Origin of the sequence: Streptomyces sp. NBC_01618 (assembly GCF_045209435.1) — a bacterium.
GTDB lineage: Bacteria > Actinomycetota > Actinomycetes > Streptomycetales > Streptomycetaceae > Streptomyces.
Genome location: NZ_CP109297.1, coordinates 6,733,083 through 6,747,286, shown reverse-complemented (window position 1 = coordinate 6,747,286; position 14,204 = coordinate 6,733,083). Strand labels below are relative to the sequence as shown.

Genomic DNA, 14,204 nt, shown 5'->3' with positions numbered 1-14,204 from the left:
GCCTCGATTCCTCATATGTATCGTAAGGGCGAGCCGACGACCGGGCGGTGCCGAGCAGATGGGCTCCGAGCACCTTCGAAATCCCGGAAGCGCCGAGTAACGAGGAGTCACATGAGCGAGACCGAGGTCGTCACCGAGCCTCGCCCGCTGCTGCTTAGCGACGGCCGGCCTGCCGCCGCAGCCTGGTCACTCGACCCCGGAATGCTGCACCTCAACCACGGCTCCTTCGGCGCCGTCCCGTTGATCGCACAGCAGCGGCAGCACGAACTGCGGGACGAGATGGAGCGTGCTCCCGTCGTCTGGTTTCCCGGGCTACCCGCCCGGATCGCCGCCACGCGCGGCGAGATCGCCCGCTTTCTGCACGTCGACGCCCAAGACCTGGCACTCGTACCCAACGCCAGCGCGGGCGCCAGCGCCGTGTACGCCGCCCTGACCGCGCATCCCGGCGGAGACATCGTCGTCACCGATCACGGCTACGGCGCGGTCACCATGGGAGCGGAACGCCTCGCCCGCGGCTGGGGCCGCCGGGTACGCACGGCCCGGGTGCCGCTGACAGCCGACGCCGACCAGGCATATCGGGCGGTGATGTCCGAGGTGGACAACCGGGTCGCGCTCGTGGTGCTCGACCAGATCACCTCGGCCACCGCCCGTGAACTGCCGGTGGAGCAAGTCGGTGCCGAACTGGCCCGGCGTAACATCACCCTGCTCGTGGACGGTGCCCACTCCCCCGGCATCCTGGCCTCCCCGCTCGAAGGGCTGGTCTGCGACGCCTGGGTTGGCAACCTCCACAAGTGGGGTTGCGCACCGCGCGGCACGGCAGCCCTCGTGGCCCGCGGCCCGCTGCGCGAGCACCTCCATCCACTGATCGACTCCTGGAGCGCGACCGAAGCGTTTCCCCACCGCTTCGACCAGCAGGGCACCGTGGACGCCACCGGACCTCTGGCGGCGCCGGTGGCACTGGACTTCATCGACCGCACGTGGGGCTGGGAGACGGGCCGCCGCTATATGGACGAACTGGCCGACTACGGCGCCCGCGTGATCGGCTCCGCGTTCGCCGGCTCGGCGGGGCCTACGGAAAGCGTGGACGTCGGCATGCCCGTGCCGGGTATGCGCCTGGTCCGCCTTCCCGAGGGACTGGGACGCACCCGCATCGCAGCGGACGCGCTGCGCGACCGGGCCACCGCCGAACTGGGCGTGGAGGCGGCTTTCACCAGCTTCGACGGAATCGGCTACCTCCGTTTGTCGGCCCATGTCTACAACACCCCGGCCGACTACGACCGCTTCGCCGACTTCTGCGTTCCCGCCCTGCACGAGTGGGCCCGTCAGGCCCGCATGCGGAGCTGACCGACTGCTCCGGCGCGATCCGCCGGCGTGCGGGCATCGACGCGTTGATCTTTGCGAACCGGTCGCGCGACGACGGACTGCCGGTGCGCGAGAAGCGGGACCACGACTGGTACGGGGACCTGGCCGTGCTGGCCGTCGACCGGCCCGGGGACTTTCGCGGTCGACCGCCAAAGTGGGCGCCCATGGAGTCGGGACAGAGGCTGCGGGCCTGGCACAGCACCGGGCTGGGCAGCTCATTCGCCGATGTGCACGTCAAGTACCTTGACGGGGCGGTCGGTTACGTCGACGGTGAGCCGACCGGGATGGCCATCGGGCCGGCGTACAGCGGGGGCCCGCTGTGGTCCGTGGACGCGCAGGTAGTCGTAGGGCTCGTCACCGGGCACATCATGCCGCCCCTCGACCCGATCAGCGGACGGCCGCTCCCGTACGGCAGTCAGCAGATCGCCCGCCGCAGTTGGGCCACCCCCTGGCAGGCAATCCAGGAGGAATTGCGCGCGGCGAACGCGTCGGGGCTTTTCGAGGCGGCGGCCGAGGCCGATCCGGAGGATCCCGCGCTGCCGCTGCTGACCGATCTGCTTGAGACGGTGATGCCTTCGCCCGAGATACGCCGGGAGCGGGCGCGGGCGGTGGCCGAGCGCTGCGGGTACGCCTACCCGCAGGACGGATCGGCGCCCGGGAACGAGGAGTTCGCCCGGCTGCTGGTGACGGACCCACGGGCGCTGGCCGCGCTCAGCGAGGTGTTGCGCCTGCTGGACCCTCCGGCCACCGAGCGGATCCTGCAAGCACGGCTGCTCTCCCAGGTGCCGCTGCTGCTCTCGCCGAGGGAGTTCGACCGGCTGCGCAGCCAACTGGATGGGTTGCCCGAGAGCCTGCGGGCCCGGTTGCCACAGGCGATGCGGGCCGCGCTGCCGCTGGCCGCGGCGCTGCCCGACGGGGAGCGCCTCGACGAGACACTGACCAGCCTGGAGCGGCTCTCCGGCGACAGTCAAGGCGATCCCGCGGGCCCTCGGGTGCCCGGACTGTTGCGGGTGATGGAGTATCTGGCGGTCCTGTGCAGCGAGGGACCGCGGGCCCGGCTGCGGCTCTGGTCCGACGGTGTGGCCGACCGGCTCGGCATACCCCGTTCGGCGCTGGCCGAGCGCCGCTCCGATGCCGAGGAGTGGGCCCGTACACAGGGCGCGCGGACAGCGCCGCTGAGGGTACTGGTGCAGGTGCAGACGCTTGCCGGGGCCGACCGCTACCGGCTCCGCCTGTGGTGCGACGAAGGAGCGGGACCCCGCCAAGTCTCCACCGACGGCGAGCGCGTGTACAGCGGGGCGCAGGCCGCCCGGGAGGTGCTGCGCGCGCTGGAGTCGCTGTGCCGGGCAGCGGACCCGGGCGAGCACCGGCCGCTGGTCGAGGCCCTGGTCGATCGGGCGGGACTGAACCTGCCCATCGATGAGTGGGAGACGGACGACCCCGACGACGTCGTGCCTGCTGTACTCGGTGCGGAATACCAAGTAGTGGTGAACTGCCCGGAGTTACTGCGTCGAAACGAGCGCTTCCTGCCGGACTGGAGGCGGCGCTGGCGCCAGCTTGACACCGGGACCTCGCTGATATTCAGCGACGCGGCGATGGGCCCTCGGGAGATCTACGGGACCCTGATGGACCGGGCCGATGCCGTGCGGGTCTCGGTGGCGGTACCGTCCGGACTCCGGGAGGAGATCGTGCAGGTGTGCCTGGCGGTGGGCGTGCCGGTGGTGGTTTGGGACCGGGCAGGGCAGAGCCAGTCGGCGGCCGTGGCACAGATGGACGTGGTCTCCACCCGCGAGCTGCCCGAGGGGGTGCGGTCGTACCGTGCCAAGACGGTGCACCGGCCCCAGGACTACCCAGGCAGGCCCGTACTGGCCTGGGCTGATGCCGACCGGACCGTGCCCCAGCTGTATCTGGCCGAACCACAGGAGAGCGCATGAGCGAGGCAGAGAACGGGGCAGCCGGCACTCCGCGGGAGCGCGGCGACCACGAGACGGATGCAGGCAGCTGGCGGCTCTTCCGCGGGAACGGGGTGCCGCGCCCGGTGTCGATGCCCCCGGCTCCGCCATGGAGGCGGTTCAAACAAGCCGGCGCACCTGCGCCGCAACTCCCGTACCTGATCAACCCGCAGCATGCCGACGTGGTCAACGCGGCGCTCCACCTGCGCCGACCGCTGCTGGTCACGGGGCCTGCCGGAACCGGCAAGTCCTCGCTGGCCAAGGCCGTGGCCCACGAGCTCCAGCTGGGTCGGCTGCTGCGCTGGTCGGTCAACAGCCGCTCCAGCGTGCAGGATGCGCTGTACCAGTACGACGCCATCGGGCGGCTGCGCGAGACCACACTGAGCCGGGACCGGGGCGAGGGCGATCCCGGCATCGGCCGGTTCGTCCGCTTGGGCCCGCTGGGCACGGCGCGGGTCCCGGGACCGAAACCCCGCACCCTGCTGGTCGACGAGATGGACAAGGGGGACGTAGACCTCCCCAACGACCTGCTCACCGTCTTCGAGGAAGGGATCTTCGACATCCCGGAGCTGGCCCGGCTGCCCGACGGGACGGATGCCGTGGAGGTGCTGACCGCAGACCATCAGGGCACGGCGCTCGTGGAGCGGGGCATGGTGCACTGCACCGAGTTCCCCGTGGTGATCATCACCAGCAACGGAGAGCGGGATTTCCCGCCGGCCTTCCTGCGCCGCTGCGTACGGCTCGATCTGCCGGTCCCCGACGAAGCGAGGCTGCGGGCGATCGTCTCGGCCCATCTGGGAGATCAGGCTTTGCTTGAGGTTGACGACCTGCTCCAGGCATTCCTGCGCCGCAGGGCGCCGGGTGAGCTGGCCACCGACCAGTTGCTGAACGCGGTGTTCCTGCGCGCGGGCGGGGTGGACCTGGACGCGGATGGACTGCTGGACGCGGTCCTGCACCAGCTGACCGGAGCAGGCTGAGCATGATCAGGCCCGACGTGCCCGAACCCGACCGGCTCGGCACCGTCCTCCAGGTGTTGGCCGCCGTCGGTCAGGACCTGGACGCCCAGGGCGTACTGGACGTGCTGTGGCTGGCCCACAGCCTGTCCGGCGATCCGGCCGCCTTGCCGCTCGCCGCCGCCCGGTCCCGCTCCCAGCACCCCGCCGACGGGACAGCCGCAGAGGACGAGTCCTGGCCGGAGCCGGACCAGGAAGCCCCCGGGGAGCTGAAGCTGCCGGACGAAGACCTGCCCGACCTCACCCTCCCTGGCCTGCACGCGGCACCGCTGCCGCCCCCCACCGGCGTACGGGAGTCTGCCGAACACTCCGTACCCGACCTCGAGGACCAGTCGCAGCCGGGCATGCCGGTCCGGGTGCCGGAAGAGAAAGCCCTGACGCAAGAGCTGCTGGTGGGACGGTCGTTGCGGCCGCTGAAACGGAAGCGGCCGAGCCGGTGGCGGTCCGAACTGGACGAGCGGGCCACCGCCGCCGCGCTGGCGGAGACCAGGCTGCCGGACGTGGTCATGCGCCCAGTACGCGAGCGCTGGCTGGACCTGGTCCTGGTGGTGGACGACGGGATCTCGATGCTGCTCTGGCAGCGGCTGACCGCGGACATCCAGGCAACCCTGCAACGGCTGGGCGCCTTCCGGTCGCTGCGGGTGTACGGACTGGACAGCACCGGCCCCGGGGAACCGATGCTGCGCGGGCGGCCCTTCGATCCGACGAGCGCACCCCTGTCGTCCTCACTGTCCGCCGACCCGTCCGGGCGGACGCTTGTACTCGTCCTGAGCGACGGGATGGGTTCGGCCTGGCGCCAGGGACGGATGCACCCGGTGCTGACGCGGTGGGCGCGCTGCGGGCCGACGGCCCTGGTGCACACCCTGCCGCCCGGTCTGTGGGACGCATCGGGGATCCAGGCCGACCGCTGGCAGATCACCACCAGGCACCCCGGGGCACCCAACTCCCGATGGCTGGTCACGGACCAGATGCTGCCGCCGGAACTCGCCGAGTTCCCAGGCACGCCCGTGCCGGTGCTGGAACCGACGGCCGGTGCACTGCACGACTGGGCCCGCCTGCTCACCTCACCCGGGACCACGGTCAGCCTGCCGCTGCTGGGCCCCGCCCGGCTACGGACCCTGATGGCACCGTCCCGGGGCGAGCGCGGGGTGCAGCACTTCAGGGACGCGGCGTCCCCGGAAGCGTACCGGCTGGCGGCGCACCTGGCGGCGGTGAGCCCGGTTTCGGTGCCGGTGATGCGGCTGGTACAGAACGAAGTGCCGTGGCAGGCACGGACCACGCATCTCGCGGAGGTGTTTCTGGGCGGGCTGCTGCGACCGGTGGCCGCTCCCGTGGCCGGGCCACTGCCGGCCCGGCACCAGGTCTTCGAATTCACCGAAGAGGCCAAGCCGGCCCTGCTGGACGCGCTACCCAGCGCCGAACTGGTGGCGACGAGCCGGCGCATGGGGCGACGTCTGAGTCAACTGGCAGGCCGCTCACCGGACTTCCCGGTCTGGCTGGCACACGAGGACGGTCAGGACCGGGTGCCGGAGGCCCTGCGCTCCTTCACCGCAGTGGAGCGCCGGCTGCTGGCGCGGATGGGCATCACCATGGAGCCACTGCCCCGGACCGTCCCGGGCGGCCACGGACCCGGCCCGGTCGCGGACCTGTTCGACCCCTCGGCCGCCGCCGACGCGTCGTCCGCGTGGGCGCCGCTCACTCCACAGGACCCCGTCCGGCTGGGCCCGTATCAGCTGCTGTACCGCCGTGTCGACGACCGGTCCATCATCTACCGCGCGCGATGCCCGGGGCGGGGAGGCCGCGGTCCGGGTAATCCGCCCCGATCTCCCCCGGGCCACAGGCCAGCTGCTGGTCATCGAGGCGGAGGCACTGCGCCGGATGAACGGCCGCTACTCCCCCGCCCTCCTGGCCCGCGGGCTCGATGACGATCCCCCCTGGATCGCCATGCAGCTGCTCAGCGATGCCACCGCGCGGGCGGGGCAGCCTGCCACCCTCGGCGATCTGATCAGCTTCCACGCCGAGGCGGACCGCGCCCCCTTCGATATCCTTACCGGCCTCACCCTTGGCTGGCATCTGGCGGGCGCGCTGAGCATCTGCCACACGAGCGGGCTGGTGCCGGCCTCGCTGACCGAGGACACCGTGGTGGTACTCCAACGTTCGGTGGTGCTGACCGGGCTTTTCGACTGCGCGGTGGACGGCGAGTACGCGGGCAGCGGACCGTTGCCCAGCCAGGCCGACAATGTCCGGGCCCTCGGGGAACTGCTGCGCCGGATCAGCAGCAAGCGGCAGGGCACCTCGTACGGGATGCCGGACGGTATGCACCTGTGGCAGGGGGACACTTGGCAATCCCTGCGGGAGATCGTCGGCCGCTGTCTGGCCCCGGACCCGCTCCGGCGCCCGACCGCCGCCGAGGTTGCAACGGTCCTCGCTCGGTACGTGGCGCTCGCGCGAGGGGGGCCGATGCCCGGGGTGCGCCGCGTCGACGAGGCCCGGAGCGCCGGGGCCCGGCCCGCCCTCCTGGCCCGCCCGGGCGCGGCGCCGCGAGACGTCGCCGCGCTGCGCATCGGGAGCAGGTCGCTGCTCCCCACGGCCCGCACTCCGGAGAGGAGCAGGTTCTACCAGCTGCTGGCTGGGCTGCGTCGACCGCTGACCCAGAGCCTGCGGATCACCGTCGCAGGTGCCCAGCCCGGCTGCGGGCGAACCACCGCATGCCTGGTGCTGGGCGGGATGTTCGCCGCGGTGCGGGGCGAGCCGGTGCTGGCCATGGACGGAGCTCCGGCCGTCGGCGAGCTGTCCGGCTACCTCCGCGAGCGCAACCCCCGCACCCCGCACGAACTCGCCGAACTCCCGGCAAACGCCTCCTACGAGGAGATCCGGGCCTACACGACGCGCGGCACCGGCGGGCTGGAGGTGCTGGCCCATGCCGCCGCCCATTCGACCGCGAGTCCGGCCTACGCTGACGAGTACCGACGGATTATGGCAATGACGGCCCGTCACTACCCAGTGGTACTGAGCGACTGGGCAGGGAGCCGGATCAGCCGGGGCGCGACGACCGTACTGGCGCACACCGACCGGCTGGTGCTGTGTTGCACCAACACCGTGTACTCGGTCGAGGCTGCGGTGGACCAGCTGGACGAACTGCGGGCGGACGGATGGGAGCAGATTGCAGACCAGACAGTGGTGGTGTGCACCGCACTCGGCGGCATCGACCATCTGGCGGACGAACAGAGCGTGCGGGCCATCTTCGCCACCCAGGTGCGGGCCGTGGTGGTCGTACCGTTCGATCGGCACCTGGCGGGCCCCCGGGAGCGGAACCTGTCCAGGCTCCGCCCACGGGTGGCGAAGGCTTTCGCGCAGCTGGCGCAGGAGGTACTGGTGGGTGCGCCGTGAATATATCTCTTGCCGTCGAGGCCACCCTCCGCCCCTTCCCGGGCATCACCCGTGCCGAAGCCGGCGGCGGCCCGCCACGCTGGGGGAGGGGTCCGGTAGCGGTCCCTCTCAGGGTTCGCTCGCTCCCACGCGCGCGGGCTCTGGAACACGCCGTCGGACCAGATATCGGCGATCTTCGCGAAGGTGCTGCGCCGGCCCGGCCCGGCGCGCTGTACGAGCAGGTGCGGGTCGGCGACCCGTTCGAGATCACCGGCGCCGACGCCACGGGCACGGTCGCGGAGGGCAACGGGTACGGGGCGTGGAATGTGGCCTGGTCCGGCCGGCAGGCGAAGAGCGCACTGAAGTGAGCCGCGCGGCCGCGTCGGCAAGCTGTCGGCCTGCCGTGTCCGTGGCGGTCTGCACCACCTGCTGCCCGCACTCGGATGATCACGGGTGCGGGCAGCAGGTGGGTGGCCGGGCGGGCCCCCGGTTGCGGGAGAGCGCCCGGCCGGACCGGGTGGTTACCGAACGTCGTAGGCGCGGGTGATGGTCTGGGTGACCGCGTTGCCGTTGGCGTCGGTGAGGGTGGCCTTCATCATGACCTGCTTGCCGGCGGCGCCGGTGTGGTCGAGGACTGCCGTCCACTTGCCGTCCCGGTGCTCGGTCGGCGCCTGGGTCCAGGTGGCGCCGCCGTCGTAGGAGTAGGACAGCGAGGCCGCCGTGATCGCGCCCGGGGTGTACCCGGCGTGGCCCTCGGCCGACAGGCCGACCTTGATGCCGCTCTGCGCGGGCAGGGTGTTCAGGCCGTCCACCGGCGTGTCGTACGCCGGGAAGAGGATCGGCAGGCCGCGTGAGTAGACGTCCGGCTCCAGGTGGGAGCGGAAGCTCCAGGTGGTGGTGACATCGGTGGAGCGCAGCCAGTTCCGGTCCGAGGTCGGGATCTTGGACAGGTTCTGGGTGAGCTCGTACGCGGAGTCCTCGGCCGGAACCTTGAACACCTCGTACGGATAGGCGCTGGTGGCGATCTGCTCACCGTTGCGCTTCAGCACCAGGTTGCCGAGGTCGCCGAACGATCCGCCGTAGGACCAGTGGTCGCCGGAACCGTCGAGCCAGAGCGCGTTCTGGAATCCGATCAGGTCGCCCTGCCGCTCGGCGGTCAGCATCAGCTTGCCGTCGGCGTCGCGCGGCGCGGCCGGCCGCAGGGGGCCGCCGTACCACTCCTCGGCGCGCCGCTCTCCGGCCCGGTAGGTGCGCTCTTGGTCGTTCATGAACGCGGCGAACGGGAAACTGGTCATCGCGCCGTGGTACCAGGCATCGTCGCCGGTCGTGTAGTAGGCGGTGCGGGTACCGGGCACGTGGACGGAGCCGAACGGGCTCACGGGGACGTAGTTGCCGCTGCTCCCGGTGGGGCGGATGAACATCGCGTCGATGTAGTCGGCCTCCTTGCCCATGGCGTTCCACGTTTCGGTGACCTGGGCCAGCTTGGAGTCCTCGGGCTTGTAGACCTGGTCGGACTGCAGCGGACCCTCGGTCGGGAACGACAGGTTGTAGACGTAGGGCGAGCCGTCCTCGGAACCGGTCGCGCGCCAGGTGGGCCGGAACTCGAAGGTGCCGTTCTCGGCCCGTCCGTCGACGTCCGCGTAGAACTTCTGGACGGTGTTGCCGGCCATCAGCGATCCGGATATCAGCCAGGTGTCGTCCCACGTGCGGGCGTAGCTGAACGTGGTGTTGTTCACCGTCGAGGGGCGGTCGGTGTGCAGGCTCAGCCGGTGGGCCTTGCGGGCGTCGAGGACGACAGTGGTGTCATGAGTGATCCGCAGCTGCGGGTTCCCGAGGTAGCTGACCGATTCGGGCTTGTTGCTCGCGTCGTAGCTCGCCACGAAGCTGCTGAGGGCATAGTCGCCCGGGCGCACGCTGTACGTCTGGGCGGTCGCACCCGCGTTGCTGCGGCGCTCGCCCTTGTCGGTGTCGAGGCTGACCAGGTCCAGGGAGGAGGGGCCGGTCGCGGGCTTGCCATTACGGTCGATGACCTTGACCCGGAGGGTGACCATCTCCGGCTGGACGTAGAGCGTGACGGGCACGGAGACGTGCGCATCGCCGCCGGTGGCCAGGATCCGGCCGGTGACAGCGCCGTACTGGCCGGCCTTGAGGCGGGCGGTGGGATCGATCCGCAGCGGCACCTGGGCGGTGGCCCCCGCGGGGACGGTCACCTTGCCCTGTTCCAGCTTGATGATGCCGGAGTTGACGTCGCTGCCGTCGTTGCCGTGCACACCGCTGACCTTCAGGCCCAGGGTCAGGTCGGTGCCGCTGGTATTGGTGAACGGCACCTGCACGGTGGTGCGGTCCGAGGCGTCCTGCGGCCAGTTGTAGCTGCCGGCCTGGACGGCGGGCGCGGAGAGCACCTTCTGGTTCACCGCGCCGAACACGTCAAGCGCCCCACCGCCGGTCTGGTCGGCGCCGGCGACCTTGCCGCCGGTGCGGGCGGAGGAGACCAGGGCGGCCTTGATCTGCTGCGCGGTCCAGTCCGGGTGGGCCTGGCGGACGATGGCCGCGGCGCCCGCGACGTGCGGGGTCGCCATGGAGGTGCCCGACATCGTCCGGTAGGCGTAGACGCCGCGTCCGCCCGCGTTGGCCGCCGAGATGTCGACGCCGGGGGCGGCGATCTCGGGCTTGAGGGTGTGGGTGACGGCCACCGGACCGCGGCTGGAGAACCACGCGGTGGTGTCGTCGCGGTCGACAGCGCCGACGGTCAGCACGCCGGGCGCGCAGCCGGGCGAGGAGACGGTCTCGATGCCCGAGCCGGCGTTGCCGGCGGCGACGACGAACAGGGTGTGCGTGTTCTGCGAGAGCTGCTTCGCGGCCTCGGCCAGCGGGTCGGTGCAGTCGCCGATCGCGGGGTTGCCCAGGCTCATGGAGACGACGTCGGCCTGCTGGTCGACGGCCCACTGCATGCCAGCGATGATCCAGGAGCTTTCGCCGTAGCCTCTGTCGTTGAGGACCTTGCCGATGAGCAGGCCGGTCCCGGGGGCGACGCCCTTCTTTCGGCCGTCGCTGGCCGCTCCGGAACCGCCGACCGTGGAGGCGGTGTGGGTGCCGTGTCCCTGCCGGTCGTTGGTGCTGTTGGAGTCCGTGAAGTTCTTGGCCGCGGCGACCCGGTTCACCAGGTCCGGGTGCTCGGCGTCCACGCCCGTGTCCAGTACGGCGACCTTGGTGCCCTTGCCGTCGTAGCCCTCGGCCCAGGCCTCCGGCGCGTGCACCTGCTTGGTGGACTGGTCCAGCGTGGCCTTGACCTTGCTGTCCAGCCACAGCTTCTTCAACGTGGAGGCAGAACGTGAGCGGGTATTGGTGATGTCCTGCCAGAAGGTGGCGGCAGTGTCCTTGCCGGCCTTGAGCGCGACGCCGTCCACAGCCGGGAGGCTCAGGCCCCGTTCGGCCCCGCGAGGGGCCGCCGGCGCGCTGTCGGCAACGTTCACACCGTTCTGGTAGGTGGCGATGAGCGGCAGCGTGTCGGTGTGTGTGTCGTCGTATCCCTGGCGGATGAGCCCAGTGACGTTGAACAGCTGCTCGTCGACCTTGCCCTCGGCGATCGCCTGGGAGGCGTCCTCCGGGTAGACGTAGAGGTCCTTGCCCATCTGATAGGTCTGGACCATCGGCTGCGTGCCGTCCTCGCGGGGCAGCACGGCCGCCGAGCTGTGGCCCGACGAGTCCGTGGTCACCAGCACCTTGTCGCCGGTGACGAGCGTGACCGCCACCTGCTTGCCGCCCGCTGCCGCGGCCCCACTGCCGACGATGGGCCGCTTCCCCGAGGCACCGTCAGGCGGCGTATCCGCCGCCCCGGATGGCGCGACCGCGGTAACGGCCAGGACGGCGGCGATCGCCGCGCCCAAGGCTATACGCGTTATGGGGCGCATGAGTCTCCCTACTTGACGCCGTGAACATGCCATGCTGCGGCTGCAGCCTGGCAGACATACGGATTACGTAGGGATGCCAAGCGTGACGGATTTCCCGCGTGTCGGTATTCCGTCACGTGGTCACATCAACCGGTTGGTCGGCTCGTTGGGTCTTCGGACCTGGCAGGTGGGGGTATGCCCCGCCGGGCCGCCGCTTGTCGGCGCGATCGCCGGTGTCGTCATCATGGCCGCCGCCATCGCGAGGTCGTTCCTCATCCGCAAGCCGCCAAGAGCCGCTAGGGGCTCGGTCAGGTACCTGTCGGCTTGGATGCGCGCGCCGCCGCTCCGGTAGACGCCTCCAGCCCGGATCACGGGCCCGGCGGCGGTGAAGCAGAAACCCGCCAGGAGTTGGCGGCCACCCTCGCAGGGTGACCACCGACAGACGGCGACTCCTCGGCTCTCAGGCCGAGGAGGAGATCAAAACCAGCCCGCGCGTGCTGCGTGCCATCCGAGCTGCAGGCGCGAATCCGCTCCGGCAAGGTCCATCAGACGGCGCGTCCGCCGCTCCACGGTGCGTATGGAGAGGCCGAGTTGGGAGGCCGCCCGCCGGTCGGAGATCCCTGCCAGCAGCAGGGCGAGGACCTCCAGTTCCCCCTCGGTCGGCTGCTGATCGGCTGCCGGCTCCACGCGCACACCCGTGGTGGTGGTGTACAGCGGCCGGGCCTGGGCCCACTCCTTCTCGAAGAGGTGGACCAGGGCCGTCAGCAGGCCGCTGCGGTGCACCACGATTGCGCTCGGCTCGCCGCCGGAGTCCGCCATGTCCAGTGGCACCATGGCACGCTCCCGGTCCGACACGACCATCTTCAGCGGCAGCGAGTCGACCAGGCGAAGCTCGAGGCCCGCCGTGATGGCCGCCCGCACGTCCTGCGCTACGTCGTGACCGTCGAGATAGCTCTTGGCAGCCACGACCCGGAAGTCGACTCCGCGGTCCAGCGCGGAACGCTCCGACATGTCGGCATCCTCGCGCGGCACCGCGATGGGCGCGCCGACGAGGAAGACAAGCAACTCCCGCTGGGCACCGCGCTGCAGTTGGTGGAACCGGTGTGCGACCTGCTCAACGCCGACGACCACCTCCACGACGCTGCCCGCAGGGTGCGCGGCGGTACTGCGGTACTGCTCGGTCAGCATCGAGAACGCGGTCTCGGCCCGGTGCAGCGCGTTACGCTGCTCGACGAGAAGCGGGGCCAGGGCCACCGAGGGTGGTGTGAGCCGGTAGCGGGCAGGCTGGAGGCCAACCCCGCAGGCGGCCGGGTCGCCTCCCCCGCTCTCGGCCTCGGTGGCAACCGCCACCAGGCCACGTGTCACCAGGTCAAGCAGGATGCGTGCGGTCTCGGCCTTCTCTATTCCGGTCTGCCGGGCGAGGTCCTGCGCGGAGGCTGTCGGGCGGGCCAGCAGTGCTGTGTAGATGGCCTCTTCGGCCGGGCCCAATCCCAGCGCCTGTAGCATCCGGCTCCTCCTCGGGCGGCCACCGTGTCCGGTCCCGGCGCAGCTCGCGTGGACCGAGCGGAATCTCCTCAGCCGAACCCTACCCCGGTGTCAGGATGTCGCCATTGGCCGTTCACCCGGTCTGCACCCCACCAATGGCTGGGGTGAGCCAAGCGAGCTGCCTGAAGGCTTGGCGGTCTCAACACAGGACGCCGGCCGATCAGCGAGGCCCTCTGCGCTCCGTGTCGAGCGCGCTGCGCAGTTCAACCGCCCGGTCGTCCGGCCGCCCCGCCGTCACCCGCCACCCCTACGGCACCGGCACCGCGTGGTACACGAGCGCCCACCTCGGCGACGGCATCGCGGCAGTGCTCGACGACGCGCTGCGGGCGGCGGGCGTACGCCCCGTGCTCGACGTCCCCGAGGGCGTCGAGGCGACCGTGCGCTCCGGCGCGCGGGGCACGTACCTCGTCGTCCTCGACCACAGCGAGCACGACACGCGGACGCCACTGACCGGCCCCTACGCGGCCGGCGGCACCGACCTGCTCACGGGAGCCGCCGTCCGCGACCACATCGACCTCGGCCCGCTCGGCGTCGCCGTTCTGCGTATAGCCACCGACTCCCGTGGAGAGACCGAGAAATGACGCGTTGGAGAAACCGACACATGACCGGACACCGTCCCCTGAGTGCCCTGACCGCACCCCTCCTCGCCGGCGGCCCCCTCGCCGTACCGCAGACGGCCGCCGCCCACGGACACCCGAAGCCCCCGCCCTCGTACGCCGACGTCCTGGACCTGCACGGCACGCCCGCCGCCGCCCAGCCCGGCGACGACGAGGACAAGGCGAGCCTCCCTCCGTCCTGCATCTCCACGACGGAGGGCCGCTCCCGGCACGCTGGTCAGTAACGCCCCCTATACGTTCCGCGGACGGACGCCGTGCCCGGCCGTTCCCCCGCGGACCCGGAGCTGTTCTCCGCCGTCCGTGGTGTCCCGGCCGGTCGCCGGCTCGCCCTGGTGATCGACACGCTCGACCCGCTGTACGCCGAGCACGGCCCGGCCGGCTCGCAGCTGACCTTCTCCTCGCCCTCGGCGGACCCGTCGTACGGAACCGCCGACTCGCGCGAGAAGTGATCACCGG

11 protein-coding genes are annotated in these 14,204 nt (G+C 71.3%); 9 read left to right on the top strand and 2 right to left on the bottom strand.

Annotated elements, in window-relative coordinates; translation table 11 throughout:
- Window positions 1-111 precede the first annotated feature (111 nt).
- From OH735_RS31395 to OH735_RS31370, 6 genes are all read left to right on the top strand, one after another.
- Window positions 112-1,344, top strand: coding sequence for an aminotransferase class V-fold PLP-dependent enzyme (locus tag OH735_RS31395; RefSeq protein WP_406385044.1), 1,233 nt, complete (start codon window positions 112-114; stop codon window positions 1,342-1,344).
- Complete coding sequence (locus tag OH735_RS31390) at window positions 1,314-3,296, top strand: serine protease (protein WP_406385043.1); 1,983 nt, start codon at window positions 1,314-1,316, stop codon at window positions 3,294-3,296. Before OH735_RS31395 ends, OH735_RS31390 begins: the two co-directional genes overlap by 31 nt.
- Before the next feature lie 110 nt (window positions 3,297-3,406).
- Window positions 3,407-4,291, top strand: a complete 885-nt coding sequence (locus OH735_RS31385) for an AAA family ATPase (protein WP_406386833.1) — start codon at window positions 3,407-3,409, stop codon at window positions 4,289-4,291.
- A gap of 2 nt (window positions 4,292-4,293) precedes the next feature.
- Window positions 4,294-6,252 carry an SAV_2336 N-terminal domain-related protein gene (locus OH735_RS31380; protein WP_406385042.1) on the top strand — a complete coding sequence of 653 codons (1,959 nt, stop codon included), beginning with the start codon at window positions 4,294-4,296 and terminating at the stop codon, window positions 6,250-6,252.
- Window positions 6,206-7,717 (top strand): hypothetical protein, encoded by a 1,512-nt coding sequence (locus OH735_RS31375; protein WP_406385041.1) that lies wholly within the window; start codon window positions 6,206-6,208, stop codon window positions 7,715-7,717. Before OH735_RS31380 ends, OH735_RS31375 begins: the two co-directional genes overlap by 47 nt.
- The gene (locus tag OH735_RS31370) at window positions 7,714-8,064 is read left to right on the top strand and encodes a hypothetical protein (protein ID WP_406386975.1); all 351 of its coding nucleotides are present in this window, start codon (window positions 7,714-7,716) and stop codon (window positions 8,062-8,064) included. Before OH735_RS31375 ends, OH735_RS31370 begins: the two co-directional genes overlap by 4 nt.
- Before the next feature lie 153 nt (window positions 8,065-8,217).
- On the opposite strand, the gene OH735_RS31365 is transcribed toward OH735_RS31370, so the two are convergent.
- Window positions 8,218-11,607, bottom strand: a complete 3,390-nt coding sequence (locus tag OH735_RS31365; RefSeq protein WP_406385040.1) for a S8 family serine peptidase — start codon at window positions 11,605-11,607, stop codon at window positions 8,218-8,220.
- 456 nt (window positions 11,608-12,063) lie between these two features.
- Window positions 12,064-13,092 (bottom strand): helix-turn-helix domain-containing protein, encoded by a 1,029-nt coding sequence (locus OH735_RS31360; RefSeq protein ID WP_406385039.1) that lies wholly within the window; start codon window positions 13,090-13,092, stop codon window positions 12,064-12,066.
- Window positions 13,093-13,313: 221 nt separating this feature from the next.
- On the opposite strand from OH735_RS31360, the gene OH735_RS31355 reads away from it, so the two are divergent.
- From OH735_RS31355 to OH735_RS31345, 3 genes are read left to right on the top strand one after another with little or no spacing between them, the layout of a single operon-like run.
- Complete coding sequence (locus tag OH735_RS31355) at window positions 13,314-13,712, top strand: Beta-galactosidase C-terminal domain (protein ID WP_406385038.1); 399 nt, start codon at window positions 13,314-13,316, stop codon at window positions 13,710-13,712.
- Window positions 13,713-13,732: 20 nt separating this feature from the next.
- Window positions 13,733-13,972 (top strand): hypothetical protein, encoded by a 240-nt coding sequence (locus OH735_RS31350; protein ID WP_406385037.1) that lies wholly within the window; start codon window positions 13,733-13,735, stop codon window positions 13,970-13,972.
- Window positions 13,973-14,002: 30 nt separating this feature from the next.
- Window positions 14,003-14,197, top strand: coding sequence for a hypothetical protein (locus tag OH735_RS31345; RefSeq protein WP_406385036.1), 195 nt, complete (start codon window positions 14,003-14,005; stop codon window positions 14,195-14,197).
- Window positions 14,198-14,204: the final 7 nt, after the last annotated feature.

Excerpts from the sequence above, each read along its gene's own strand:
- OH735_RS31380 (WP_406385042.1), top strand. The coding sequence starts at position 4,294 with ATGATCAGGCCCGACGTGCCCGAACCCGACCGGCTCGGCACCGTCCTC.
- OH735_RS31385 (WP_406386833.1), top strand. The coding sequence starts at position 3,407 with ATGCCCCCGGCTCCGCCATGGAGGCGGTTCAAACAAGCCGGCGCACCT.
- OH735_RS31395 (WP_406385044.1), top strand. The coding sequence starts at position 112 with ATGAGCGAGACCGAGGTCGTCACCGAGCCTCGCCCGCTGCTGCTTAGC.
- OH735_RS31360 (WP_406385039.1), bottom strand. The coding sequence starts at position 13,092 with ATGCTACAGGCGCTGGGATTGGGCCCGGCCGAAGAGGCCATCTACACA.
- OH735_RS31375 (WP_406385041.1), top strand. The coding sequence starts at position 6,206 with ATGAACGGCCGCTACTCCCCCGCCCTCCTGGCCCGCGGGCTCGATGAC.
- OH735_RS31350 (WP_406385037.1), top strand. The coding sequence starts at position 13,733 with ATGACCGGACACCGTCCCCTGAGTGCCCTGACCGCACCCCTCCTCGCC.
- OH735_RS31365 (WP_406385040.1), bottom strand. The coding sequence starts at position 11,607 with ATGCGCCCCATAACGCGTATAGCCTTGGGCGCGGCGATCGCCGCCGTC.